Annotated in this window: 31 protein-coding genes and 1 pseudogene; 14 read left to right on the plus strand and 18 right to left on the minus strand. The window is 62.8% G+C overall.

The features are described from left to right. Positions 1 to 4: 4 nt before the first annotated feature. The 5 genes and pseudogenes from GA0061099_RS31030 to GA0061099_RS42195 form a co-directional block, all read right to left on the minus strand. Entirely contained in the window at positions 5 to 1,273 is a 1,269-nt protein-coding gene (locus GA0061099_RS31030) for a CaiB/BaiF CoA transferase family protein (RefSeq protein WP_036028910.1), read from the minus strand. 213 nt (positions 1,274 to 1,486) lie between these two features. Next, a complete protein-coding gene (locus GA0061099_RS31035; protein WP_036028907.1) occupies positions 1,487 to 1,915 on the minus strand; it encodes a GNAT family N-acetyltransferase in 429 nt (142 codons plus the stop codon). A gap of 405 nt (positions 1,916 to 2,320) precedes the next feature. Beyond that, positions 2,321 to 2,941: pseudogene (locus GA0061099_RS43000) on the minus strand (PBSX family phage terminase large subunit); the annotation flags it as partial. Continuing rightward, on the minus strand, positions 2,913 to 3,569 hold the full coding sequence (locus GA0061099_RS31045; RefSeq protein WP_244621000.1) for a M23 family metallopeptidase: 657 nt from the start codon (positions 3,567 to 3,569) through the stop codon (positions 2,913 to 2,915). The gene GA0061099_RS31045 and the pseudogene GA0061099_RS43000, both read right to left, overlap by 29 nt. Beyond that, on the minus strand, positions 3,530 to 3,688 hold the full coding sequence (locus tag GA0061099_RS42195) for a hypothetical protein (RefSeq protein WP_244621002.1): 159 nt from the start codon (positions 3,686 to 3,688) through the stop codon (positions 3,530 to 3,532). The genes GA0061099_RS31045 and GA0061099_RS42195 overlap by 40 nt, the downstream gene beginning before the upstream one ends. Before the next feature lie 90 nt (positions 3,689 to 3,778). Between GA0061099_RS42195 and GA0061099_RS31050 the strand changes: the two genes are divergently transcribed. Continuing rightward, complete coding sequence (locus GA0061099_RS31050) at positions 3,779 to 4,744, plus strand: hypothetical protein (RefSeq protein WP_036028898.1); 966 nt, start codon at positions 3,779 to 3,781, stop codon at positions 4,742 to 4,744. Between the two features lie 98 nt (positions 4,745 to 4,842). On the opposite strand, the gene GA0061099_RS41470 is transcribed toward GA0061099_RS31050, so the two are convergent. Beyond that, complete coding sequence (locus tag GA0061099_RS41470) at positions 4,843 to 5,229, minus strand: hypothetical protein (protein ID WP_081493002.1); 387 nt, start codon at positions 5,227 to 5,229, stop codon at positions 4,843 to 4,845. 563 nt (positions 5,230 to 5,792) lie between these two features. Here GA0061099_RS41470 and GA0061099_RS31060 point away from each other — a divergent pair. Both GA0061099_RS31060 and GA0061099_RS31065 read left to right on the plus strand, forming a co-directional pair. Beyond that, complete coding sequence (locus GA0061099_RS31060) at positions 5,793 to 6,002, plus strand: hypothetical protein (protein WP_036028968.1); 210 nt, start codon at positions 5,793 to 5,795, stop codon at positions 6,000 to 6,002. Between the two features lie 187 nt (positions 6,003 to 6,189). Beyond that, positions 6,190 to 7,713 (plus strand): FAD-dependent monooxygenase, encoded by a 1,524-nt coding sequence (locus tag GA0061099_RS31065; RefSeq protein WP_036028895.1) that lies wholly within the window; start codon positions 6,190 to 6,192, stop codon positions 7,711 to 7,713. 139 nt (positions 7,714 to 7,852) lie between these two features. On the opposite strand, the gene GA0061099_RS31070 is transcribed toward GA0061099_RS31065, so the two are convergent. From GA0061099_RS31070 to GA0061099_RS41475, 4 genes are all read right to left on the minus strand, one after another. Next, on the minus strand, positions 7,853 to 9,463 hold the full coding sequence (locus GA0061099_RS31070; protein WP_141697695.1) for a hypothetical protein: 1,611 nt from the start codon (positions 9,461 to 9,463) through the stop codon (positions 7,853 to 7,855). A 326-nt stretch (positions 9,464 to 9,789) separates the two neighbouring features. After that, complete coding sequence (locus tag GA0061099_RS31075) at positions 9,790 to 10,413, minus strand: imm11 family protein (protein ID WP_074448218.1); 624 nt, start codon at positions 10,411 to 10,413, stop codon at positions 9,790 to 9,792. A 251-nt stretch (positions 10,414 to 10,664) separates the two neighbouring features. After that, positions 10,665 to 11,390, minus strand: a complete 726-nt coding sequence (locus tag GA0061099_RS31080; protein WP_244429378.1) for a DUF4261 domain-containing protein — start codon at positions 11,388 to 11,390, stop codon at positions 10,665 to 10,667. Between the two features lie 458 nt (positions 11,391 to 11,848). Continuing rightward, positions 11,849 to 12,022, minus strand: coding sequence for a hypothetical protein (locus GA0061099_RS41475; protein WP_167361686.1), 174 nt, complete (start codon positions 12,020 to 12,022; stop codon positions 11,849 to 11,851). A 331-nt stretch (positions 12,023 to 12,353) separates the two neighbouring features. Here GA0061099_RS41475 and GA0061099_RS31085 point away from each other — a divergent pair, with 331 nt between their 5' ends. Both GA0061099_RS31085 and GA0061099_RS31090 read left to right on the plus strand, forming a co-directional pair. Next, complete coding sequence (locus GA0061099_RS31085) at positions 12,354 to 12,554, plus strand: hypothetical protein (RefSeq protein WP_036007627.1); 201 nt, start codon at positions 12,354 to 12,356, stop codon at positions 12,552 to 12,554. Next, positions 12,551 to 12,775 (plus strand): hypothetical protein, encoded by a 225-nt coding sequence (locus GA0061099_RS31090; RefSeq protein ID WP_036028884.1) that lies wholly within the window; start codon positions 12,551 to 12,553, stop codon positions 12,773 to 12,775. The genes GA0061099_RS31085 and GA0061099_RS31090 overlap by 4 nt, the downstream gene beginning before the upstream one ends. On the opposite strand, the gene GA0061099_RS31095 is transcribed toward GA0061099_RS31090, so the two are convergent. The 5 genes from GA0061099_RS31095 to GA0061099_RS31115 form a co-directional block, all read right to left on the minus strand. After that, positions 12,769 to 13,038, minus strand: coding sequence for a DUF6894 family protein (locus tag GA0061099_RS31095; protein WP_036028881.1), 270 nt, complete (start codon positions 13,036 to 13,038; stop codon positions 12,769 to 12,771). The genes GA0061099_RS31090 and GA0061099_RS31095 overlap by 7 nt on opposite strands. Before the next feature lie 117 nt (positions 13,039 to 13,155). Beyond that, the gene (locus GA0061099_RS31100) at positions 13,156 to 13,404 is read right to left on the minus strand and encodes a hypothetical protein (RefSeq protein WP_036007635.1); all 249 of its coding nucleotides are present in this window, start codon (positions 13,402 to 13,404) and stop codon (positions 13,156 to 13,158) included. A gap of 274 nt (positions 13,405 to 13,678) precedes the next feature. After that, positions 13,679 to 13,870 (minus strand): CsbD family protein, encoded by a 192-nt coding sequence (locus tag GA0061099_RS31105; protein WP_036028878.1) that lies wholly within the window; start codon positions 13,868 to 13,870, stop codon positions 13,679 to 13,681. Between the two features lie 332 nt (positions 13,871 to 14,202). Then, positions 14,203 to 14,394 (minus strand): Myb-like DNA-binding domain-containing protein, encoded by a 192-nt coding sequence (locus GA0061099_RS31110; RefSeq protein ID WP_036007637.1) that lies wholly within the window; start codon positions 14,392 to 14,394, stop codon positions 14,203 to 14,205. Between the two features lie 200 nt (positions 14,395 to 14,594). Further along, positions 14,595 to 14,822, minus strand: coding sequence for a hypothetical protein (locus tag GA0061099_RS31115; RefSeq protein WP_024343260.1), 228 nt, complete (start codon positions 14,820 to 14,822; stop codon positions 14,595 to 14,597). Between the two features lie 129 nt (positions 14,823 to 14,951). On the opposite strand from GA0061099_RS31115, the gene GA0061099_RS31120 reads away from it, so the two are divergent. The 6 genes from GA0061099_RS31120 to GA0061099_RS31145 all read left to right on the plus strand — a co-directional run bounded on the left by GA0061099_RS31120 (position 14,952) and on the right by GA0061099_RS31145 (position 19,502). Next, a complete protein-coding gene (locus GA0061099_RS31120) occupies positions 14,952 to 15,149 on the plus strand; it encodes a hypothetical protein (RefSeq protein ID WP_036028871.1) in 198 nt (65 codons plus the stop codon). A 157-nt stretch (positions 15,150 to 15,306) separates the two neighbouring features. Further along, the gene (locus tag GA0061099_RS31125; RefSeq protein WP_036028868.1) at positions 15,307 to 15,627 is read left to right on the plus strand and encodes a hypothetical protein; all 321 of its coding nucleotides are present in this window, start codon (positions 15,307 to 15,309) and stop codon (positions 15,625 to 15,627) included. Positions 15,628 to 15,689: 62 nt separating this feature from the next. Continuing rightward, a complete protein-coding gene (locus GA0061099_RS31130; protein WP_036028865.1) occupies positions 15,690 to 16,316 on the plus strand; it encodes a hypothetical protein in 627 nt (208 codons plus the stop codon). Between the two features lie 210 nt (positions 16,317 to 16,526). Continuing rightward, positions 16,527 to 16,712 (plus strand): hypothetical protein, encoded by a 186-nt coding sequence (locus GA0061099_RS31135; RefSeq protein ID WP_036028862.1) that lies wholly within the window; start codon positions 16,527 to 16,529, stop codon positions 16,710 to 16,712. Positions 16,713 to 16,862: 150 nt separating this feature from the next. Beyond that, entirely contained in the window at positions 16,863 to 18,149 is a 1,287-nt protein-coding gene (locus tag GA0061099_RS31140) for an NRAMP family divalent metal transporter (protein ID WP_036007761.1), read from the plus strand. 138 nt (positions 18,150 to 18,287) lie between these two features. Beyond that, positions 18,288 to 19,502: a mandelate racemase/muconate lactonizing enzyme family protein gene (locus tag GA0061099_RS31145; protein WP_074448219.1), complete on the plus strand. Its 1,215-nt coding sequence runs from the start codon at positions 18,288 to 18,290 to the stop codon at positions 19,500 to 19,502. 94 nt (positions 19,503 to 19,596) lie between these two features. Here the strand turns inward: GA0061099_RS31145 and GA0061099_RS31150 are convergent, their stop codons facing one another. Beyond that, complete coding sequence (locus tag GA0061099_RS31150; protein ID WP_036028856.1) at positions 19,597 to 19,875, minus strand: hypothetical protein; 279 nt, start codon at positions 19,873 to 19,875, stop codon at positions 19,597 to 19,599. A gap of 295 nt (positions 19,876 to 20,170) precedes the next feature. Continuing rightward, complete coding sequence (locus GA0061099_RS31155; RefSeq protein WP_036007651.1) at positions 20,171 to 20,380, minus strand: hypothetical protein; 210 nt, start codon at positions 20,378 to 20,380, stop codon at positions 20,171 to 20,173. A gap of 332 nt (positions 20,381 to 20,712) precedes the next feature. On the opposite strand from GA0061099_RS31155, the gene GA0061099_RS31160 reads away from it, so the two are divergent. Then, positions 20,713 to 21,129 carry a hypothetical protein gene (locus tag GA0061099_RS31160; protein ID WP_036007763.1) on the plus strand — a complete coding sequence of 139 codons (417 nt, stop codon included), beginning with the start codon at positions 20,713 to 20,715 and terminating at the stop codon, positions 21,127 to 21,129. Between the two features lie 72 nt (positions 21,130 to 21,201). Here the strand turns inward: GA0061099_RS31160 and rocF are convergent, their stop codons facing one another. Continuing rightward, positions 21,202 to 22,179, minus strand: coding sequence for an arginase (gene rocF / locus GA0061099_RS31165; RefSeq protein WP_036028853.1), 978 nt, complete (start codon positions 22,177 to 22,179; stop codon positions 21,202 to 21,204). A gap of 262 nt (positions 22,180 to 22,441) precedes the next feature. Here rocF and GA0061099_RS31170 point away from each other — a divergent pair, with 262 nt between their 5' ends. Both GA0061099_RS31170 and GA0061099_RS42820 read left to right on the plus strand, forming a co-directional pair. Continuing rightward, positions 22,442 to 22,702, plus strand: coding sequence for a hypothetical protein (locus tag GA0061099_RS31170; RefSeq protein WP_036007657.1), 261 nt, complete (start codon positions 22,442 to 22,444; stop codon positions 22,700 to 22,702). 328 nt (positions 22,703 to 23,030) lie between these two features. Continuing rightward, complete coding sequence (locus GA0061099_RS42820) at positions 23,031 to 23,165, plus strand: hypothetical protein (protein WP_260343353.1); 135 nt, start codon at positions 23,031 to 23,033, stop codon at positions 23,163 to 23,165. The last annotated feature ends 12 nt before the right edge of the window (positions 23,166 to 23,177 follow it).

Raw genomic sequence — 23,177 nt, forward strand, 5'->3', positions numbered from 1 at the left:
TGCCTCAAGTCGACCTTGGAGGCTTGACCGGGCCAAAGGCGCCCTTCTCGACAAAATCAGCGATCCGACGTTCGTTGTAGCCGAGCGTATCGTGCAGGATCTGCTTGGTATGCTCGCCCAACAGAGGTGCCGCGACCGGGTCGACCGCGGCTGTCAGGCTCATCGTAATCGGCGGCTCGATATTGGGCACCCACTCGGCTGTCGGATGCGGAATCCGGTTCAAGCGATGGCGCTCGCGAGCCTCGGGGGCATTGAAGCCCTCCTCGACCGTCCGGAGATAGCCGACCGGGATATTGGCCAGCTTCATCTTCGCCATCCAGTTCTCGAGCGTATCGCTGGCGAAGACTTCGGCAATGGCTGCCCGCAGGAGCTCCTTGTTCTCCGAACGGGCTTTGCGCGTCGCAAACTGCGGATCGGCGATGAGATCGGGCCGATTCAGCACCTCGACCACAAGCCTGCGGTAGAGCCGGTCGTTGGCGCAGGCCATGTAGAGCGGCCCATCTGAGGCCTCGTAGACGCCGACGGTGGGAGACCCGCTCGGCGAATTGCCGAACCGGCCGGGGTTTTCGCCGTTGATGAGATAGGCCATGCCGTAGAAACCGGTCATTCCCATTGCGACGTCGAACAGGGCAACTTCGACATGCTGCCCCCGGCCGAGCCGCTCCCGCGCGAGCAGCGCCAGCAGGATGGCATTGCAGGCGGACATCCCCGTCGCCATGTCGACAATTGGCGGGCCGGTGCGAACCGCCGGCCCGTCGGCAAATCCATTGAGCGACATGAAGCCGCTTTCCGCCTGGGTGATCGGATCGAAGCCTGGCCGGGAGGCAAACGGTCCGCTGCGTCCGTAGGCGGAGATCGAGCAATAGACCAGCCGCGGTTTGAGCGGCGCGACCGATTCATAGTCGAGCCCGAACTTCTTCATGACCCCGCTCGAAAAATTCTCCACGACCACATCCGCCTTGCGGATCAGATCCAGCGCGATCTCGCGCGCCTCCGGCACGGCAAGATCGAGCGCGATGCCGCGCTTGTTGCGGTTCAGGCTGAGAAAGGCGGCGCTCTCGCCTCCAATCTCCGCGTGCTCATAGGCGCGCGTGTCGTCGCCGCCATCGGGATTCTCGATCTTGATGACGTGCGCACCGTAGTCGGCGAGCGTCTGGGTGCAGGCCGGGCCAGCGACCACACGCGTGAAATCAACGACCAATAGGCCATCCAGCGCGGTCGGGCCTCCCATCCCATGCGAGGCACGTACCGGCAATTGAGGCTTGGTGGGCATCGATCGCGCTCTCCCTTACATCGGCTTATGGCCGCCGAATTTCCTGCAAGAGCAAACTTAAAGCCCGGCGCCGCCGACTTCGCAAGTCCCACGCCCGCATCGCTTCAATACGCAAAAAGGACCCGGCAGCGCTTAGGCTGCCGGGTCCTCGGACGTTCCAGACGCGTACTGGCCGTTAGATAAACGGCGCGTTCCGTGCGGCGGCAAACCTGCTCAGTGCAGCCACTTCCGCCAATAGAGCGTATGCGCCCAGGCCCAAGGGGTCTCGGGCTCGAACAGCCGATAGCCCGTCTGAATGAAGTTGTTCGCTGATACCGGGTTGTCCGTCGTATCGGAGACAATGCTGTCCCATCCGATACGCCGCGCCCTCGCCTCCACCGCACGCATCAATCTGCGCTGAAGGCCGCGTCCCCAATGCCGTTGCAATACGCCAACTCTGGAGAAATAGCCGCCATTTCGAACGTGGGTCGAGGGCACAATTCCGGCGAAGGCGACTGCTCCCTCGTCGTGATAAGCCATCCACCACGCGCCGAGGTCGAACGCGGGCATCGCCGCGGTATCGAAGAACGTGAGCCGATGCAGATCGGCGAGGGTCTCGGCAACGTCATCATCGGAGGCATTGACAATACGAATTCTGTACATGAGCGACTCGTTGGCAGCAGATCATGATCGGGCGCGGAGCGACGTCACCGGCGCCATGAAGGCTCATTTGCCCAACACGACCTTGACACCAAGCCAGACGGCCCCCATCAGGCCAGTGGCAAGCACGGTGATCACTGCCTTGAAGGTGTAGCTCTGGGCCTGCTCCACGCTCTTTCGCCACCTCCGCAGGTGCTGGAAATCGGCTCGCATCTCGCTGCCGACCCACTGCACGATCCAGATGGTGAAAGCATCCGCCGCGGCGCCGGCGCCTCCGATGTCGATGAAGGCACGCAGCGGCAGCAGCGGGTCCGCGGCAACTTTCCCGATCCGCCCCTGCGCACGCGCTTCCGAGAGCAGCGAGGCAAAATAAGCACCCTCGAAGGCGCGTGCATACTCGCCTTCCCAGATGTGGTCGTAGCGCTCCGGATAGAGTTTCTGGTCGAGCAACCGCTCCTCCTCGAGCACATCAGGAAACCAGGGATTGTCGCGCCAGTTCGCCTTCACGATCACGGCGCCGTCCGGCTGTCGCCCACGCAGAAAATCGTCGATCGCATCGCTTTTGCGACGCGGATTCCAGCTCGACCAAAGCTCTGAGTCCTTGGCGCGGATCGTTGGCCGCAGCAGCGCGAGGCTGCGCGCGCTCAGGGATTGCGCCTCGTCGATCCAGGCGATGCGAAACCCTTCCAGAGATTTGATCGAGTCGGCCGTGTGATCCTGAAGCCCGCGGAAGATGATGAGTCCGTCGCCGGGCGTCTCGATCTTGTCGCTGAACAATTTGAACCCGTGCCCGAGCCCGAGGCTTGCGATCTTGCCTTCGATCAAGCGCTTCGACGATTGCGCCAGCGTGCGCTGCGCCTCGCGGATGCAGACCGCGAGCGTGCCGCGCTCGGCCTGGCAGGTCTCGACGAGAAGTTCGCCGAAGAAATGCGATTTGCCCGAGCCGCGTCCGCCGTAAACGCCCTTGTAGCGCGCAGGTTTGAGCAGCGGCTCGAAGATTTTAGCGGTCGGAATTTTCAGGATGGACAATGGCTGCGCTCGCTCGCCCTAGGGCAGGCCGGTGCGCCTGCGCCACATCGCGGGCCAGTCTTCGTTGCCCGGGGCGTGGGATTGTCGAAGACGGAAACGAAGCATCAGGCGGAATAGCGGGTATCGGAGCGGGATCATTCGAGTCGAAAGCAGATCGATCGGACTTTCCGGCAGGCATCCTCCTCAAAACCCGGACATCTTTGGAACGGGACCGCGGCATCATATCCGCGTTTTGCAGATATCGCTTGTACTCCGGAATGTAGGCCGGCGCGGGAACTGGATCGAACGGTCCCAGTGCATCCGCAAACGCACCTGGGTCAAGAACATTACCTGCAAGATCCTTGATTTGATAATGGACGTGGTGGTGCCCTGGATTGCCCTTCTTGTCAGAAAGACCGGTATTACCCATCGTGCCAATCACCTGACCCGCCGCAACCACATCGCCGACCTTCACCTTCCGAGAGTTGGTATGCAGTATCTGGTGACGCAAGCCGTTATTGTCTCTGATCGAGATTGTCTCCCATTGATCATCACCGGCGCGCTCGACGACGCCATTCACGGGAGATCGCAATTCTGGGTGACTCGTGTTCAGCCGAGCACTTTGACGACCAACATAATTGAAATCGATGCCCCGGTGTGGGTTGCTTGATCCGCGTGGCCTGCCTGTCTCCGCGCGTATGGACTCGTGACATGGGGCGAGATGCCTTCGACGGGCTGAAGAATGCGCCGCATCATGTCGTCCCACATTTGAATATCCTTTGCGGTAGTTGACTAACTAGTTCGCGTGCGGTGTCTTGATCGAGCCGATCTTGCGTGGCCGAGGAATGAGGGGCTGACATGAAAAGAGCTATCCGCCGCGTTCTCACTGCGGCCGCGACGGTCGCTCTCGCACTTCCTGCCTTCGCACAGGAACCACCTGCTCCGACATCCGACAAGTGGCGTCCCAAGGCCGGCGTCTATGCCGAACCTGGCAAGAACTTCCAGTTAGACTGTGATGAAAGTGGCGGCCTGACAATCGATCTCGGCAGGAAATCGGTCAGCGGTTACGAATGGAGCTGCAAGGTCAAGAAGATCAACGATCTCGGCCCGGGCTCGCTGAAGGTTGAAATGGTCTGTGACGATTACAATCTGGCGCAGAACCTCAACCCGCGCGATCCCAACTGGGATAGCAGACAATTCAACGAGATCATGTTCATCAAACAACTGGATGCGGCGGCGATCTCGGTCCAGAAAAGCCTGAACGGAAAGCTCAAGGATCCTCCCTGGCGCGCGGCTTACTGCCCTCTGAGTACACAGCGCGCGCTTGCTGAAGCGAGGCTAAGAGCCGAGGCAGAGGCCAAGCAGAAGGCCGAGGAAGCCAAGCGGAAGGCCGAAGAGGAGCTCGCTCTCAAGAGCGCTCATCCGCAAGATGGCGTCTACGCCGCACTGGGTGCCGATTTCGAGGACCGTTGCGCGAAACTCAGCGATACCGTCGTTGCGTTCGCCAAGAAGTCGATCGTTACGGCCTCGAACAAGTGCGATATCCGCCGGATGCGTGTTCAACTCCCAGACACCGTCAGGATCAACGCTACCTGCACCTTACAGGCGGCTTCCGGCCCTGACGCCGTCAGTGTGCAGGACCCGAGCACCATCCCGGACCGCGAGAACCTGATGTTCAAGAAGATCGACGACAAGACCGTCGTCCTCTGGATCATCAAGGACGGGCGCTTCACCGGTGACGGCCGAAAGCTGTCCTATTGCAGCGACCAGGTGCAGCGCGCCTATGCCGTGCAGCACAGGGCTGGCAAGCAGACCAGGAATTAGCCGAAGGCACCAACAAAAAACCCGCGCCGGATTGCATCCGCGCGGGTAACAGCAACTTCTGTCGATGATGCCATTCTGCCAGTGTTTTGCCCGACGGGTCAACGCTCAATCGAGACGCGGTTGCAGATCGGGATATCCACTGTCTCGAGCGTCGTGACGGCGTCGCCGCTGTTCGAGCTTCCCGGATGCACGATGATGCGCTCGATCCGGTGAATCAATTCCAGCACGCCGTCCTCGCCGTTCTCGACCGGCTGTGCGGCCTTGCCCCAGCCGCGATCGAGGATGGCGTTGGCCGCCGAGACGCGCGCCGCTGGCGTCGCATCCTCGCTACGCATGATGCCGACGAGCACCCTGATGGCGGTTCGGGTGTGGCTGCGCGCAAGCGAGCGGATCTCGGTCAGATTGCGCGCCCGCGGCGTCTTCGCGCGCGCGGGCAACCGAAGCGGTGCAGGCTCGAGCTCACCTTCGGTGATGTCCTCGCTCACGCAAACGTCTCCCACAGCACGATGGCAACGAGGCCCGCGACGGCAAGCGATATCAGGTAGGCGGTCATCATCTCTCCTTGTCAAGAAAATGCGCGGCAGATCGCGCGAAGAGCGCGATCGTTTCGGGCGCGAACCCTATCTCCGGTCCCGGAGACCGCAGCGGCGCAGGCGATGCCCGGCGCCGCGGGCCGGCACGTTCGCGCGTGCACGGCCAGCAATGGTTTCGGACGACGGCGCGCCGATCGGCGCTCTCTCAACGCGTTATCAAGCGAGTGCGTGGCCGCAATGCGCCGCCGCCGTCCGATTCCAAAATCGAGAACGAAAAAACCCGCGGCGGACTGTTCCGCGCGGGTGAACCAAGCTCGTCTCGATGATGGCATTATGCCGGTGTTTTGCCCGACGTGTCAAAACCTTCCGCTGAATTGAAAAAGCCCGCCGCGGATTGCGTCCCGCGCGGGCCATCTCAAACTCGTTTCGATGATGCCATTCTGCCAGTGTTTTGCCCGACGTGTCAAACGAACGAATTCGCACGAGCCGCGTTGGACAATCAGGAGCGACCGGCCATGACGATGAAGATGACCTCACGCGGCAAATCGCAAGACGAGACGTTGCGAGATCGTCCGGGCTCAAAGCCGCGCATCGACAAGGAACAGTCCACGCAGATCGTCGAAGATGCCGACGTGACGGCTGACGACGGCCGCGATCTCGCGCATGGCGAGGGCGGCAGCATCGATCTGCCTACACAACCCGGCGATTTGGCGAAGGACGATTAGCCCGCGGCACAAGCGGCGCGCATCTCGATGATGCCATTGTGCCGGTGTTTTGCCCGACGTGTCAACGCGCCGAACAGGCGAGAGCCTCATCTCCCACCTCGATATGTGGTGCGCAAGGGGCTTGCTTCAAGCCCCCGGTGATCGCGTAAGACCCCTCGGCCTGAACAACCAGTCGAGGGGTCACGACATGCCTTTCCCGCTTCCGACGTCACGCTCGCGCGGCCGAACCAGCGCGGAACGCGCAACTGCCGCCGGCCATCAGGTTGTCATCGCCGGCGCCGGCCCGACCGGCTTGATGCTGGCCGCCGAGCTCGCGCTGGCTCAAATCGACGTCGCAATCGTCGAGCGGCGCGCGAGCCAGGACATCGTCGAGACGCGCGCCGGCGGACTTCACGCGCGCAGCATCGAGATCCTCGATCAGCGCGGCATTGCCGAGCGCTTCCTGCGCGAAGGGCAAATCACCCAGCTCGCCGGCTTCGCCTGGACCAGGCTCGACATCGGCGATCTCCCCACCCGCCATCCTTATGGGCTCGCGCTGCGGCAGAACCAGATCGAGCGCCTGCTGGCCGAATGGGCCTCCGAGCTCGCGGTGCCGATCTATCGCAGCCGCGAGGTGACGGGCTTTGCGGAAGACGCGAGCGGCCTCGACATCACACTGTCCGGCGGGATGCGCTTGCGCGCGCTTTACCTCGTCGGCTGCGACGGCGGCCGCAGCCTGGTGCGCAAGAACGCCGGCATCGACTTCGCCGGCTCAGAACCTTCGCTCACCAACCTCATGGCCGAGGTCGAGATGCGCGAAGAGCCCCAATTCGGCCTGCGTCACGACGCGCTCGGCTTCCACGGCCTCAGCAAGACGGGAAGCGGCCGCGTGCTGGTCGTCGTGACGGAAGCCGAGCTCGCGCGCAGCGGCGAGCCGAGCTTGCGCGATCTCAGCGCGGCGCTCGAAGCCGTCTACGGCACCGATTTCGGCGTCAACAACCCCGCCTGGATCTCCCGCTTCACCGACGCGGCGCGGCAGGCGGCGTCCTATCGCAGGGGCCGCGTGCTGCTCGCCGGCGATGCCGCGCACATTCATCATTCCGTCGGCGGCCAGGGCCTCAACCTCGGTGTGCAGGACGCGGTCAATCTCGGCTGGAAGCTGGCGCAGGTGGTCAGGCGCATCTCGCCCGAGAGCCTGCTCGACACCTATCACAGCGAGCGCCATCCCGTCGCCGCGCGCGTCCTGAAGAACACCATGGCGCAGATCGCCCTGCTCCGCCGCGGCGACGACGGCCGCAAGGCCGCGCGCGAGGTGATCGCCGAGCTGCTCGCCATGGACGAGCCGCGACAGCGCCTTGGCGCGATGATGAGCGGGCTCGACATCGCTTACGATCTCGGCGAAGGCCACGCGCTGCTCGGCCGCCGCATGCCCGATCTCGATCTCGTGGTGGGCGGGCGGAAGCTGCGATTGTTCACGCTGCTGCACGGCGCGCGCGGCGTGCTGCTCAATTTCGGCAAGCCGGGCGGCCTGGACATCACGCCCTGGGCGGATCGCATAGGGATGGTCGATGCCGATTGCGACGGCGACTGGCAGCTTCCGGCCATCGGCGCGGTCGCCGCGCCGCGCGCGGTGCTGGTGCGGCCGGATGGGCACGTGGCCTGGGTGGGCGAGGAGAGCCAGCGCGGACTTGCGGAGGCGCTGACGCGGTGGTTCGGGCCGGGTGGCGCGTAGGGCGCGAACGTCTCGTGCGCCGTCAAAACAAGCAAGCCCGCGGCAGATCCGCGGGCTTGTTCCGAACTTTCGATGATGCCATTCTGCCAGTGTTTTGCCCGACGTGTCAAACGACCACTCTCGCTCCACTACACAAACGTCATTGCGGCGGAAGCAAAGGCCGTATCCAGCGCGAGAACCATTCCTCGCCATCATCGCGCGGATGGAGGGAGCCGTCCACTCCGAAGATCTGTGGAGGAATGAGATAACTCGGCTCGTCTGCAAACACGCCGATCGGCTTGCTGGGTTGCGGCTGCTGGCCGCGAGCGGCCGGGATAGTCCAATTGCCATACCGATCGTCGAATGCGGTAGACGGCAGATACGGGACTGGCGCACTGCCCGATATAAACACGTTGCCCGCGTTCGTCTCATTCACACGGGCGAGACGCCGGACATCTTCGGGCGCGACTGATGCGCTTAAGCGCGAGACTCCTGATTGAAGCGCTTGCGGCTGCTCAGTCGGTCCCTCAGAGGTCTCGTCCTGATTTCCGCGGTGATCCATCATTAAGGGCGTTGCGATCGTTTTGGCATCTTCGTTCGACCAAGGGCCCGCATTCAAGCCGCCAACATAGCTGCTCGTCTGGTCGCGATTGAATGGATCATATCTGGGCGCTCCGGTGGAGAACACGCCTCCGTCGCCGGTCCGAGCAGTTGCTAGCGTAGGTGCGCTAGCAGTTAGCCCAGCGACCGCTGCCCGAGCCCAGACAGGCGAGAATTGCGGCGCTAACACCGCGGCCGCGGCAAGTCCCGCTCCCATGTAGAGGCCAGCCGGCGGCGTTGCATGAGACGGAGCGCCAGGGTCCAATATCGGTGAGCGTTCGGAGAATGGAAGGGGCCAACCGGTTGCTGGATCATACTTGAGCACTAAAGGATCCTCGGCCACCCCGGTGGTCGGAGGTAGTTGTCCAAAGCCTTGAGGATTGGTCGCCGGAAATCCCGGCAGCCCGTACGTGATAAGTGGATTGCTAGGAGTAAATCCTTCCGGTTCGTTGATTTCCTCAAGCGAAGGCGGAATAAAACCTGGCAAACGCGTATTGACGAAGGGCGGCACCAGGCCCGGAAGGTCGGGGACGGGTCCAACGTTAGTAAATTGCAGCGAGATAGGAGAGCCTTTCGGCAAACGCTTCAGGATGGCGATCCTCTCTGCCATGCTGAGACCGCTGGTTGGAGAGAGAAGCGGAAAGTCCAAGGCCGCGTCCGCGCGACCGGCAGCGAGGAATTGGTCCACTGTCTCCTGCATCTCCCGGATCTGCGTCTGATGATCGGCGGCGTATGTTCTCCAGTTGTCGAACCATTGCTTGTTCACCGCATTTGCGTTTTCGGTGGTCATTCCCGTAGGAGTATTGGCAAATAGATGACCGCTCGCCAGCGCGTACTTGGCGGCCGCCACGAGTGCGTTTACGTCCGACACCAGCTCATCGAGCTCGTGCGAGTCACCCGCGAGAGCCGCCGCGTACCTCGGAGATTCTTCTACCTTCTTAAGGTAGTCGCCGAACCCCTGATGATACGCCCCGAGATGGCCGCCAGTATGAGGGCTCGCAGTCAGATCGGTTGCCACCGATTGTGCGGAGGGCAAATTCATACGATTTCGAATTGCGTCAACTTCGAACCGTCCACCTAAAAAGCGGATGACTGGGTGGCCGGCGAAATGCTGAAGTAAAATGTGGTGATTATGAAACATGAAATTGCGGCTCCTGCCGTGCGCCGGCATCCGAGCTGCTCCCGAGGTGCAGCCGGCGCTCTGGTTTGAATGCTGTTTAGATGACCTGCAGCGGGGGAGGCCGGCCGCTGGATTTGCGGGTTGTATCGTCCGACGTGCCGGTAAACGTTGTGGCACGAAGCTGTTGCCGATGTCGGCATCTGCCGGAAGGCTTCGGGACAGCGGAGGGCTTGGCTACATCACGTAGATCGGGGGAATCCCCCGCGCCAACAACGCGCAAGCACCTTCGGACGCGGGCGGTTTCAGGTGCGTTGATAGATCATTGAGTCTTGGGAGACTTCCGACGGCATCTCAGTGCAAGAACGCTACGGCTGAGATTAACCCCAATTGATGTAGGGATTTCCAAATCTAAGACCTTTCAGGCCGGCAGCCTTACAAGCGTCCTTCATTGCTTGATCACAAACAACTTCGTTCAAAAAGCGGGCTCGGAAGATATGAGCCGAACCGATGACCTCTTCGCGAAAGACGAACGTGGAATCCAGCGCCGCACCGTCGTACTGCCTGAAATCAGTCCCATCGTACAGGACTTTGAAGTTCGACTTCTCCTCATCGATGACATCGAGCTCACGGACGATATCGCAAAGCCAATATACCGGTGCTTCTCCTCTCAATGACCGCGTTTCGCATCTCAGAAAAGCAACCCCCTCTCTGTCCACCGACTCGAGAACGTTTTTCATTCGATCGGACACGAGCCAAAAGTCGTGAAATGGCTCCCAGTCGGCCGGCGGCCGCCCGAGAGATCTGGCGATCAGCAGCCGCGGCGTTTCTAGGAGCGGAGGAAAGCTTCGCTTGCCTCGTGGTGAATACAGCACGGGGCCAACGCCCAAGGCGTCGAAATTTTCCATGTTCCAACCGGGCGACGTGCTAACTCTAATATCCCGTTCGAACTTGTATAGCTTTGACGACTTTTTGTTTCGCGCTGCAATACCTGACTCGGGCATCGTTTGTCGCTCCCTTGCCTATCGCTCGGCCCACGGCGCTTCTCAGAGCTTTGAAGTTCTCAAGCCGATTTCTTTGCGCACCATGGACTTGCACGTGGAACAAGGCTTGCGCGCAACAATAAAGCCCGCGGCTTCCCGCGAGCTTGATCGGCCTTTCTCCATGATGCCATTCTGCCAGTGTTTTGCCCGACGTGTCAAAGCGATTTCGAGCAGTGCAACTACCATTCGACACGTGCAAGAAGTTTGGGAGACTAGTGCTCGAATTCATCCGTACAATAGAACACCGGCAGACCTCCAAAAACATCAGAGTTCTTGTAGCGCACTGCAATCCGCTCGCTCGCAGTTGCTCCGATCGTATCACCGTCCTTCACCACGTTTCCGTGCTCGATCAGATACACGGAAAGTCCTGCCACCTTGTCGAACAACGCCGGAAGCGCGAGCTTACCGGTCACGAATTCGATCTCGCGGCCGACAAACGCGGACAAGCCCATCGTGATCGCTCCGATCTTCGCACCTGACCGGAACGGAAGAATGTCGACCCATAGTCTAAAGGGATAGTCCGGATACGGTGCGAGCGACCAGCGAGACGCATCGAGCCATAGATCGGCCGGCTGTGCCACCCGGCCCGCCCACACCACGCCGCAACATTCCGGCACGGTGGCAATCAATGCACCGATGACTGCAGTCGTAAGGCGGGCGGCGACCAGCGGCTGCTCAGATTTTCCGAGCAGCGAGACGATGATGTGGCCTTGATGGTTCGTTGCCACAGCCTCGCTTTCGGGCCAAGTTCGCGCAGCGCGCGCCCAAAGCCCCGGATCCTGCGGGATGGGCGCCGGCATCGACATGACCGCAACAAGCTCGTTGCCACAGCGGATGAGCGGCGAATTCGCTTGAGCCGGTTGCAGCTCGTCATCGTCCGGCGCCTCTGCTGCCAATTCCGGATGGCGGGCGTGAAGAACTTTGGCGACTGCTGACATGTCAGGCGTCACCGGTCTGCTCAACAGGACAAAAGAGAGAAGCGAGCTACTCATCAACGACCCCGCAGAAATTCCAGTGTGAGTCAAACTTCGGCTGTTCGCCCAGAGGTTGAAACCCTCTTTAGAACAAATAGGGAACAATGTCAATCGGCGTTTTCCGCGCTCCGAGTGAGCGCAAGATAGAGGGGTTCACGCAACAACAAGAAATACCGCGCGCGCCGTCGCCAGAGCCACACCGGGGCCGCCGTCCCATGAACAACCGGCAACACACCGCGTTGCACCGCCCATGCACGGATCAATGGCCGATCCTCTGTTGGCGCGCGCGCCCTCCTCTAAGCAGAACGGCTTCGCCTCGCCCTGACGTCAGCGCGCGATCGCCCGCGCGATCTGTGACGACGCCGAGCAAACCCGCACCCTGCAGGCCGGCCTCTCGCCAACCGTCGCGATCGCGCTGACGGTCAACGCTCCTCGTTCGGCGTAGCGTCGTCGTCGGCCTGGAGAGGCTCGTGCGTCCTGCGTCCCAGAAACGTATCGGGCGGCGGCTGCTTCAGCAGCTCGCGGCATTCGCGCACGATCTGGCGCATGTATTCGGCCTGCTCGTGGTCGGCAGGCAACGGCCGATAGACTTGCATCGCGGTGCTCCCCTTGCTTTGCAGGCGGGAGCACGCTCGGTCTCTCAGCCACCGACGCCTACGGACGAAGCCTTGGCCGGTGATGCCACATCAACTAACACAGATCGATGTTGTTCAATAGTGCACGCAAGAATCGCGGCGCCGCAAATTGAGTAAGCCACTCAAGATGCTCAAGCTTCGCCCGCGAAAATAAATCAGCGCGCCATATCAAATGATGTGACTCGCCTCTGCCAAAGGCGTAGGGTTAATCATCACCGCAAGGCCCGTGGCAGAGATCGGTGATGAGAACGCCAGTTGCGCTCCCGCCCTACTCTAACGAGGGAGCACGCCCATGCAGAAGCGGCGTCGTTTCAAACAGACCACCACCTTGCGCGAGAGACTCGCGGACGAAGCGGAGCGCTGCCGCGAGGAAGCGCGCAAATTGGCCCCTGGCCCCCGCCGCGACATGCTGCTGCGCCAGGCGCGCCGCGACGAAACCGCCATGCAGATCGATTCCTGGCTGCGCTCGCCCGGCCTGAGGGCGCCGACATGATGCAATATCGCGCTTATCTCATCGGCGAGAACGGTGTCTTCCGCTCCGCCGAAGCGTTCGAAGCCCCGTCCGATTCCTCCGCGCTGGATTTTGCGAAGCGGTTCACGCGGCTCGGCAAGGTCGAGGTCTGGCAGCTCAGCCGGAAGATCGCCGTGCTGGACTCCGAGCAGCTCTGCCCGCCCCTGCCCGAGCCGTCCCGCCCGACGCTGACGCGTCAGTGACCGCGTGAGCGCGGCCGCGACTTCAGGTCTTCGATCTGGAAGCAGAACTTCACCTGCATGACGGGACCGCTGGCATCGCGCACGTCGATCGCCAACTCCCGCCGGTCGCCGGTGAGCGGCGCGGAGAGCAGCGCATCGCGCGCGAGGTCAGCGACGGACTTGGCGGCCTCGGCCTGAACGGCACGCGGGCTCGACAATTCCAGCCCCTCCTCGTCCAGCGCAATTCCCTTGTCGTCGCGAAGGTTGAAGTAGTATCGGGCCATGAGCGCAATCCTTTGCCCTATAGGCCGAAGCACGGACAAAGGTTTCCGGCGGGACTAAAAAATCTCTTGGGATCCAATGGGTTCCGGGAACAGGGGGCCGATCTGCGACCGGCCCGCCTATTCCTCCGCAAGCTTGCGCTCGATGTAGGCGTCCACCGTCTCGGCGAACGAGCGCTGCACGCCGACCGCGGCATCGTGCTGGTCCAGCGCATCGCGTTGAAGCACGCGCAGGCCCCGCCCGCGCATGCTCGCGGGTGCGGTGTTGAGGTACTGGTCGATGGCGCCCTTGGCAAGCGGGATGGCCTTGGGATCGCCCCTGGCGATCAGGAGCCTGAGCAGGCTCTGGCATTCGGCCAAACCGGGCATGGCGTCACTCACCTCTGCTGGGATTTCGGCTTCGGCCGCTCTGCCTTCTGGGTGTGGGTGCCAAACAGCGCCAGCAGCAGCGCGACTTCTTCCTTCGAACCGATCTGGATCATGATTGTCTCTCCGTTTCGCTTGGTTGGTCGGCCCCGGCGGGCGCCGAGTTCAGGACGATCTGGTTTCAGCACTGTTTCAGGCGTGTTTCGTCGTCGCCGTGGGCTTGGCAGAAAAGGAAAAGCCGCCCTGAGGCGGCCAGTTTCAGACTTTCCTTTTTTGGCTATTTCTTGAGGGCGTCAGAGGCGTCCCGCGCTGCGTCCTTTACATTCCCAGCGACGTTGTGGGCGGATCCCTTGGCCTTATCCATCTTGCCTTCGGCTTCGAGGTCCTTGTCCCCGGTAAGCTTGCCAGCCCCCTCTTTGATCGCGCCTTTTGCCTTGTCAGCGGCGCCCTTCACATGTTCACGGTCCATGATCGTTATCCTCTTTGTCTAGAAGACGAGCACAACGAAAACGCTGCGCTGTCGTTCCTGCGAGACGCGCACCACACGAAGAACGGTCGATTGCGATGTCCATGAGCTGTTTACGCAGCTTGTACTTGTTGCTCGGCGCGGGTGTGCAAAAGTGGACAGACAGGGCCGTTGAGGTTTGGTTTAGCTCCTGCATTGGACTTGCAATTCTTACTTGCGATCGGCCCGGACGCTGACACTCCGGGTTTTTCGCTTGGCGTTCTAATCCGCCTTGAGCGTGAAGCAGACACCGACCCGCTGACCGAGTGTTGACGAGTCCACGCCCCCAGCACGCGCTATTTGCCGCGCCTCTGCGTGACGCCGCGCAGCGCGATGCCGTGCTGCCAGGCCCGCACCCGCACCGCCGCTTCGCTCCGGTTGAGCTCTGCGGCAATTTCGTCGGGGCGGCGTCCGGCTTCAGCCAGCGCTTTCAGCCGCTCATGCTCGTCCGCCGTCCACCTCTTCAACAAGGGATAGCGTGATTGCATGGTTGGAGCTGGCTCACCGTCGTTCAAAGCGCTGGCGACAATCGGCCGAGACGGACCAAGTTCCTATCTGGCCGCGCGTGGCGGACCGACACTAACAGCGGCTTGGTAAGCTGAACTTTGCAAAAATTAAGCCCGCGACGGATCGCTCCGCGCGGGCATTGTTTCGAGCGCAGGCTCGGGTGAGACCTTCGCTCAGTGCATCAGTTCGAGGTGCAGACCTTGACGGTCTTCATGCCGGCCTCGGCTTCAGACCTGGTCTTGTACACGGTGTCGCCGCTGACGACCGTCGTTTCCGTGGTCGTCGGCTTCGACTCGGTGATGGTGCACTTCTTCGTCTTGACGTCCTGCACAACGTAGAACGATTGCGCAAACGCGGGAGCCGCAACCGACGTCAGCACGGCGGCAGCAATGATCGCTTTGATGTTCATCGTGTCCTCCTCCAGCAGCCCGGTCCTCCAGGCGTGTGTTCTACAAACCCGACAAATTGCCACTTGTTCCCGGCCACCGCCTCGAACCAACTCCGGCGGATTGCGTTAGCACGCAAACAGGAGGCTTCGATGCTGGACGTGCGGCTGGTGACAACTTCCCTGGCGCTGCTGGTTGCACTGATGAGCGTGGCGCTGGCTGAGCCCGTCAAGGAACAGGCCGCACCTGTGGTTCAGGGCGCCACCGAAGCCCGCCCCATCCGCGTGATCCTTCCGGCGCCGTGGGAGCCCACCAAGGGCCAAGCCGAGTCTGTGCAATCTTCAAAGTAGCAGGTGGCGGACGCATGTCCGGCCGCGGCGGCAACTCGCTCGTCGTCGTTACCAAGAGCCGCGACCGAAGAGCCGCAGCAAACTCATCCAAACCAATAGCAACCAATCCGACTCTCACTTGTTGTCGCCCGCACAATCACTTGCAGGAGACAACAACATGAAACGTATGACAGTGCTGGCCGCAACCTTGGTGCTGCTCGGTTCGGTGCCCGCGGGCGCCCAATCGCAGCCGGCGCAAAGCGGGCCGGGCAACAACGCCGTGAACAGCTCCGACCAGAACAACTCCAACGCACCGGTCGCGGGCCGCAACAGCTTCACCGAGGGACAGGCGAAATCGCGGATCGAGGGCGCGGGCTATTCCAACGTCTCCGGCCTGCAGAAGGACAACGAGGGCGTCTGGCGCGGCAAGGCCGACAAGGCCGGCACCAAGACCGACGTCAGCGTCGACTTCCAGGGCAACGTCAACCCCGCCAAGTAATTCGCGCAAGTAACTCGCGCAAGTCATCGCGCAAGTCATCCGCGACATCAGGAGATCCAGACATGACGACGACCATCTCTCGCCTGTACGACAATTACGCCGATGCCGAGCGGGCCGTGACCCGGCTCGAAAGCGCCGGCGTGCCGCATTCCGACATCAGCCTCGTCGCCAACAATTCGGACAATTGGTACGGCTCACGCTCCGGCAAGGTCGATCGTGACCGCGACGGCACCGATGATCGCGCCGAAGGCGCCGGCACCGGTGCCGGCATCGGCGCCGGGCTCGGCGGCGCCGCCGGCCTGCTCGCAGGCCTTGGCCTCCTTGCCATCCCGGGCCTTGGTCCGGTGGTCGCGGCCGGATGGCTCGCCTCGACCGCGGCCGGCGCGGCTGCCGGCGCGGCCACCGGCGGAATCATCGGCGCTCTGACCGAGGCCGGCGTCTCCAGGGAAGACGCATCGCGTTATGCCGAGGGCGTCCGCCGCGGCGGCACGCTGGTGTCCGCGAGGGTGCCGGACCAGGACCGCGCGCGCCTCGATGCGCTTCTGCACGAGCGATCGGTCAACCTTCAGGAGCGCAGCGCCGCCTGGCAGAAGTCCGGCTGGACCGACTTCGACGCCGCAAGCCCGCCATTGTCGCCGGAGGATGTCGTCCGCGAGCGCGAACTCTACGGCGTAGGCTCGCGGCGATAGGGCGGTAAGCTCTGACACGACAAAGGCCCCGCGATGCGGGGCCTTTTTGTCATCGTGACGCCTGCGCGCGTCGATGGTGCCATCTTGCCAGTGTTTTGCCCGACGGGTCAAACTTTTCTCAAATGCCGCAAAGCGGATTGGCCGAAGTGAAATCTCTTCGCCTCATGCTGGGACATGTCGCCTGGACGGGGCAAGCCGGAGAGACCCTCGATGTATTACGTCGCCGCTGTATTGCTGGTGCTGTCGGGACTGTTCTATTCCGCGAGCCGTCATGAGCTCGGCCAATTCGGCGCGGACGTGTGCAGGTATGGCGGCACGTTCTGCGACAACCCGGTGGTTCTCTTCACCGGCGCGGCGCTGGCCGCGGCCTGGGGCATGTTCGTCAGCATCAGGTAGGCCGATGATGGCAATATAGCCCTGTTTTGCCCGACGGAGCAAACTCGACTTAGCATTTTCGGAAATCAGCCGCCCGCTTCGGCAGCGGGAACTTATGGTATTCGATTCGCATTTGCTAAAGACGACGTCCGCACCCGTTCGAGCCCGTTCATGAGCGACAGCGCCCTCACCCCGACGAAATCCGCGCCGACGCTGTTGCAACGGCTGGGGCCCGGCCTGATCACCGGAGCTGCCGACGACGACCCGTCGGGCATCGCCACCTATTCGCAGGCCGGCGCGCAATTCGGCTTCGGTCTGTTGTGGACCGTGTTCCTGACCACGCCGTTCATGATCGCGATCCAGCTCGTCAGCGCGCAGATCGGCCGTGTCACCGGCAAGGGGCTCGCCGCCAACGTCATGCGCGTCGCGCCGCGCTGGGCGGTGCTGGCGCTGGTCTCCATGCTGGTCGCCGCGAACACGTTCAACATCGCCGCCGACATCGCCGCGATGGCCGAGGCGCTCTCGCTCGTCATCGGCGGCCTCAACCACGAGCACGCGCTGATCTTCGCGGCCGGCTCGACCCTGCTGCAGGTGTTCGTGCCCTATCGGCGCTATTCGCCGGTGCTGAAATTCCTCACGCTGGCGCTGTTCGCCTATGTCGCGACCGCCTTTACGGTGCAGATTCCCTGGAGCACGGCGCTGCTCGCCGCGGTCTGGCCGAAGCCGAACGTCAGCGCCGACTATCTCCTGATGGTCGTGGCCGTGCTCGGCACCACCATCAGCCCCTATCTGTTCTTCTGGCAGGCCTCGCAGGAGGTCGAGGAGATGAACCAGGGCGAGCGCGACAAGCCGCTTCGCCAGCTCAAGCGCGGCGGCGATCACGAGCTCGACCGCATCAAGACGGACACCATCTCCGGCATGCTGCTCTCGAACGGCATCGCCTTCTTCATCATCCTGACCACCGCATCGGTCCTGCACGCCAACGGCATCACCAATATCGGCTCGGCGACGGAAGCGGCCGAAGCGCTGCGGCCGCTGGCCGGCGATTTCACCTTCGCCCTGTTCGCGACCGGCATCATCGGCACGGGCCTGCTCGCCATTCCCGTGCTGGCGGGCTCGGCGGCCTATGGCGTTGCCGAGATCTTCGGCTGGCGCGCCACGCTGGAGGCCAAGCCGGACGAGGCGGCCGGCTTCTACACCATCATCGCCGCGGCAACCCTGATCGGCTTCGGCCTCGGCTTCACCGGCATCGACTCGATCAACATGCTGGTGTGGAGCGCGGTGCTCAACGGCATCGTCGCCGTCCCCATCATGGCGATGATGATGCTGATCGTCTCGAACCGCACCATCATGGGCCGCTTCAGGGCCCGCTCCTGGCTGATCGCGCTGGGCTGGCTCGGCACCGCAGTCATGGCGCTCGCCGTTCTCGCCTTGCTCGGCTCGTCGGTGATCGGCTGACGCAAGGCCTGCTTCGGACGCGCTGCCGCGCCGCATCTCTGCATCTTCCCGCCGCCCCGCGCTTGGCTTAACAATGCGGTCCGGGCCCGGCTCAAGATCGGGCGACAAGAAAAGCCCGGCCGGGCGACAGGGAGCGACATGACCAAATCTTCAAAAGCAACGAGCCTCGAGATCCTCGCCTGCGATGCCGGCTGGAGAAACTATCATTTCGTCAAGCTGACGACCGAGGACGGCATCGTCGGCTGGAGCGAATTCGACGAAGGCTTTGGCTCGCCCGGCGTCGGCGCCGCGATCCAGCGCCTCTCGGCGCGGGTCATCGGGCAGAACGTCTTCCAGCACGAGCGCATCTTTGCCGAATTGTTCGCGGCGACGCGTCCTGCGGCCGGCGGCGTGGTGGCGCAAGCGCTCGGGGCGATCGAGAATGCGCTGCTCGATGCCAAGGCGAAATCGCTCGGCGTCCCCTGCTATGAGCTGCTCGGCGGCAAGGTCCGCGACCGCGTCAGGGTCTACTGGTCGCATTGCGCCACGTGGCGCATCAACCACCCGTCCTGGTACAAGCCGGCGATCGAAACTCTCGACGGCGTCAAGGCGATGGGGCGCGAGGTGCGCGAGAAGAAGTTCACCGCGCTCAAGACCAACATCTTCTCCTATGACGAGGGCAAGCCGACCGGCTGGCGCCCCGGCTTCGGCTCGCCCTTCGCGCCCGAGATCAACGTCGACCGCAAGATCCTGCGCGACCTGCACATGCATCTGGAAGCGATCCGCGACGGCGCCGGCCCCGACGTCGACATCCTGCTCGACTGCAACTTCAACGCCAAGACCGAAGGCTACTTGAAGATCCTGCGCACCATCGCCGACCTCGACATGTTCTGGGTCGAGATCGACAGCTTCAATCCGGAAGCGCTCGCCTACATACGCAAGCAAAGCCCGCACCCGATCTCGTCATGCGAGACGCTGCTCTCCTTGCGTGAATTCCTGCCCTACTTCCACGCGCAGGCCATGGATGTCGCGATCATCGACACGCCCTGGAACGGCGTCTGGCAGTCGATGAAGATCGCCGCGGCGGCCGAAGCCTTCGAGGTCAACGTCGCCCCGCACAATTTCTACGGCCATCTCTGCTCGATGATGAACGCGCATTTCTGCGCCGCGGTGCCGAACCTGCGCATCATGGAGATCGACATCGATCGTCTGTCCTGGGATCGCGAGCTGTTCACGCACGAGCCGGAGATCGAGAACGGCCATCTCATCATCCCGAACCGGCCCGGCTGGGGCACCGAGCCGAACGAGGAAGCCTTGCGGGCTCATCCGCCGAAGACGAGTGGCGGGCTCCTCAACTACGGCCGCAAGAGCTGAGAGGCTGAAGCATGATCCGGAAAAGTGTCTAGCGGTTTTCCGAAAAGATCATGCTCAAACGATAACCTAAAGCGCGATGACGATTCATCGCGCTTTACGGCGTCACGGGATTGACGGTTGGAGACGTCTTCGGCCGCTGCGGCTCGATCGGCGATTTCGGATCGGTCGGGAGCACCAGAGCGCCAGCGGCCCGTGCCGCTTCGCCCGTGGTCGCGTACATCGCGACGTGGGCCGGCTGTGTCTTGGCCCGGCTCCACGGGCCGTGGTCGACGATCAGCATGGCCGCAATCGTCACGCCCGCCACGATCAACGCCATCACGCCGGGGTGACGCAGGGCTCTGGACATGGAGTACGCGAAGCGACCATATGTCATCGAAGGGTCCGCAATCTTCCTATCGCAGGTTAATTCGGTCGAGCCCCCTCCGGTTCCCCTACTGTTGCAGCTCGTAGCGTTGGGCGATGCCGCGCCGGTCGTGGCCTCGCGCGAGGCGACGGGGTTGCTGGGTGGAGTTCCCGGCTCGGACACTCCGGGCGCAAGCTCTATCCCTCGCACACGACGCGCAAAACCGTCACGATGGTCGCCGAGATGAGACATGAAATCGCAAGCAGGGTCCAACTCGGCCTCGTGCTCGTGTGGGCCACGCGGACAACGAGCATCTTCATGCACGTCAACATTCATCCCTGGGAAGGCGGTGCAGGTAGGCTATCCCGAAAGAGGCGAGCTCTTCGGTATCGCTTGGGTGCTCTTCCCACCTCCTCTGCAGATGGCGTTCCAGCAGACAGCGCCTTGTGTCGTGCGCGGCGACCTCGGGGTGCCGCGCCCGGTACACCGTCCAGGCGGTGTCCGCGGCGTTCTTCAAGACCATGTCGTCGTCCATGCCTGCTCTCCGGAAATCCGAACCTCGTGGCGTCCCAACTTAAGGACACGCTCCAAAGTTTCCGGTTTTTCCCGGTGTTCGACCATTTAATGATTCAGGGGCGATTTGATCGGATTCTTTCTCGGCGCGCCGCGCGCCGCTCGGGGCAGTCCCGAACCTCTTGGAGGTATTTGGTCGAACTGATGGGAACTGCAGGCGTCGCCGTCCAGCCCCGAATTCTCGGTGACGCCGTCCCGACGCCGAGCACCCATTGGCGTCGTTACCGGCCAGCAGCAACCATTGCTTATTCTTCCCGTTATTCCCTGGGGCAATGTGACGTGAGAGGTATGTTGATGAAGAAGATTGCAATGTCAGCCCTGATGGCCGGCGCTCTAGGCCTGAGCTCGATCGCAGCAACGTCTCCCGCCGAAGCCCATTGGCGAGGTTGGGGACCTGGCATCGCCGGCGGCCTGGTCGCAGGCGCCGTCATCGGTGGCCTTGCCTCCTCCGCCTACGGCTGGGGACCGGGATATGGCTACTATGGCGGTCCCCGCTATTACAGTGCCGGTTACTACGGCGGCCCCTACGCCTACGACTACGGATACGACGAACCCTATCGATGGGGCGGTGGCTACACCACCACTTACTACACGGCGCCTGTATCCTACGGCTATCGCTATCGCCGCGTCGTGCGCCCCGCCTACGCCTATTACGGTGGGTCCTATCCGGTCGTTCGGCACCACTGGCATCGGCACCACCGCCATTGGTGAGAGCAGCCGATCAGGCGCCACGAGAGCCGCGCTCGACCTGGGCGCGGCCTTTCGCTTGCAGACCAGCGGCCATCATTCGCCCGGCGCGATGGCATTGCTCGGCGTCGGCCGGTCGGTGATCTGCTGGCCGAACAGGCTGCCGATCAGCTCGACTGCCGTGCGCGCGGTCCGGCCGCGTTCGTCCAGGAACGGATTGAGCTCGACGATATCGACCGATCCGACCACGCCGGAATCGTGCAGCAGCTCCATGATCAGGTGCGCCTCGCGATACGTGGCGCCACCCGGCACGGTAGTGCCGACGCCCGGCGCCACGGAAGGATCGAGGAAATCGACGTCGAAGCTGACATGCAGCACGCCATTGCTTGCCTTGACCCGTTCGATGACACGGCGGATCAGGACGGCGACGCCGAACTCGTCGATCTGGCGCATGTCGACGACCCTGATCCGGCGCGTGCGCATCAGCTCCTTTTCGAGCTTGTCGATCGAACGCGCGCCGAACAGATCGAGCTTGTCCGGGCCGATCGAAGCGCGTGGATCGTCGCCGAGCAGGCCGTCGAGCCCGGGCTCGCCGCACAGGAACGCGGCCGACATGCCATGCATGTTCGCGGTGATCGTCGTTTCCGGCGTGTTGTAGTCGGCATGGGCGTCGAGCCACAGCACGAACAGTTCTCGGCCGCGCTCCTGCCAATGCCGCGCCATCGCATTGACCGACCCCATCGACAACGTGTGATCGCCGCCGAGAAAGATCGGCAGCGCACCTGATGTCGCGATCTCATAGCCTTTGCGGCTGAGGACGCGCGTCCAGCGCTGGATTTCGCGGTAGTGATTGGCCTTTTCGGGCGGCCGGTCGGCGAGGTCCCGGACTTCGGCTATGGACAGATCGCCATAATCGACGACCTCGAAATCGAGGCTTTCCAGCAATGTGGCAAGGCCGGCGGTGCGCAGCGCCGCAGGCCCCATCAAGGTGCCGCGCTGCGAAGCCCCCATGTCGATGGGAGCGCCGAGCAAGGCGATGCGCCGGGGTCGATCCGTCATGGTCCGGTCGGTCACGGCTGCCTCCTGACGTCAGCAAGGTTCACCCAGCCTAACAGAGATTCGCACCCGTCGTTTCCCGGGGAGCGCGCAAGCCGCCGGCATATCATCCGGAACAAAATTCCCTGCGCTGAATTGCCCATCCAAGGCCGGCACCCGCCGTCAATCACGGCGCCTGTCGCGGATAGCCAAAGGTCACCAAGACCCGCTGTTCAAAACGAGCGCTCGCGCGGATAGCCAAAGGTGCCGGCTTCGATCATCACGCCAGGAGGTCGCGTCCTTGAGCACGGAGATACCGCAATCCTCGTCCCAGCCCGGCATGGCCGAGCGTGCCATCGATACGGCCGCGGACGTCTCCCGCACCATTGGTGAAGTCGCCGGAGGCCTGCACGCAGCGGTCGATCGCCTCACCTCCGCAGTCGAGGAATCGCGCAAGCCCGGCGGGGCACTCGCGACGGTTTCCGCGATCACGCGCGAAGCACCGCTTGCCAGCCTGTTCGTCGCCTTTCTGTTTGGCGTCGCGGTGGCGCGCCGGCGGTAGCTGTTCTGCGACCGCCCCCTCGGTGAGACCGTCCTGCGTCAGGCCTGGCTCGGCGCTGCGGTCCGGCCTCGGAGCCGATCTACGTCAGAGCCAAGCGGAGTGCTACTTTTACCAACGAAAGGTCAGCGCCACAGAGTGTGGCGCCAGCATCGCCTTATACGGTCGAGAACGGCTAATCTAGCTGATGCTTCACGAAAGCGGCACTTGCGTGAAGCTGCTCGCCCCCGACGAAAATCTCCTCGCTTTATAATAGGAACGTCTCCGTTCCGGATGCTTTCCGGAAAGCAACGAGCCGGAGCTCCGCCAACAGTGCCGTGCTGCTGTTCACTTGCAGGGCAAGCCCGACGGATCGGCTCGCTATGCCGAGCACGTCAATTGCTACGTCCGCAATGGCGCGGAATATCCCAGCCTTGCCGCCCTGCTCCGCGCGATCGAGGCCGAACACGCTTACAACGAGACGTGATATGTAGGTGGT

This window comes from Bradyrhizobium yuanmingense (assembly GCF_900094575.1).
GTDB classification, from domain to species: Bacteria; Pseudomonadota; Alphaproteobacteria; order Rhizobiales; family Xanthobacteraceae; genus Bradyrhizobium; species Bradyrhizobium yuanmingense.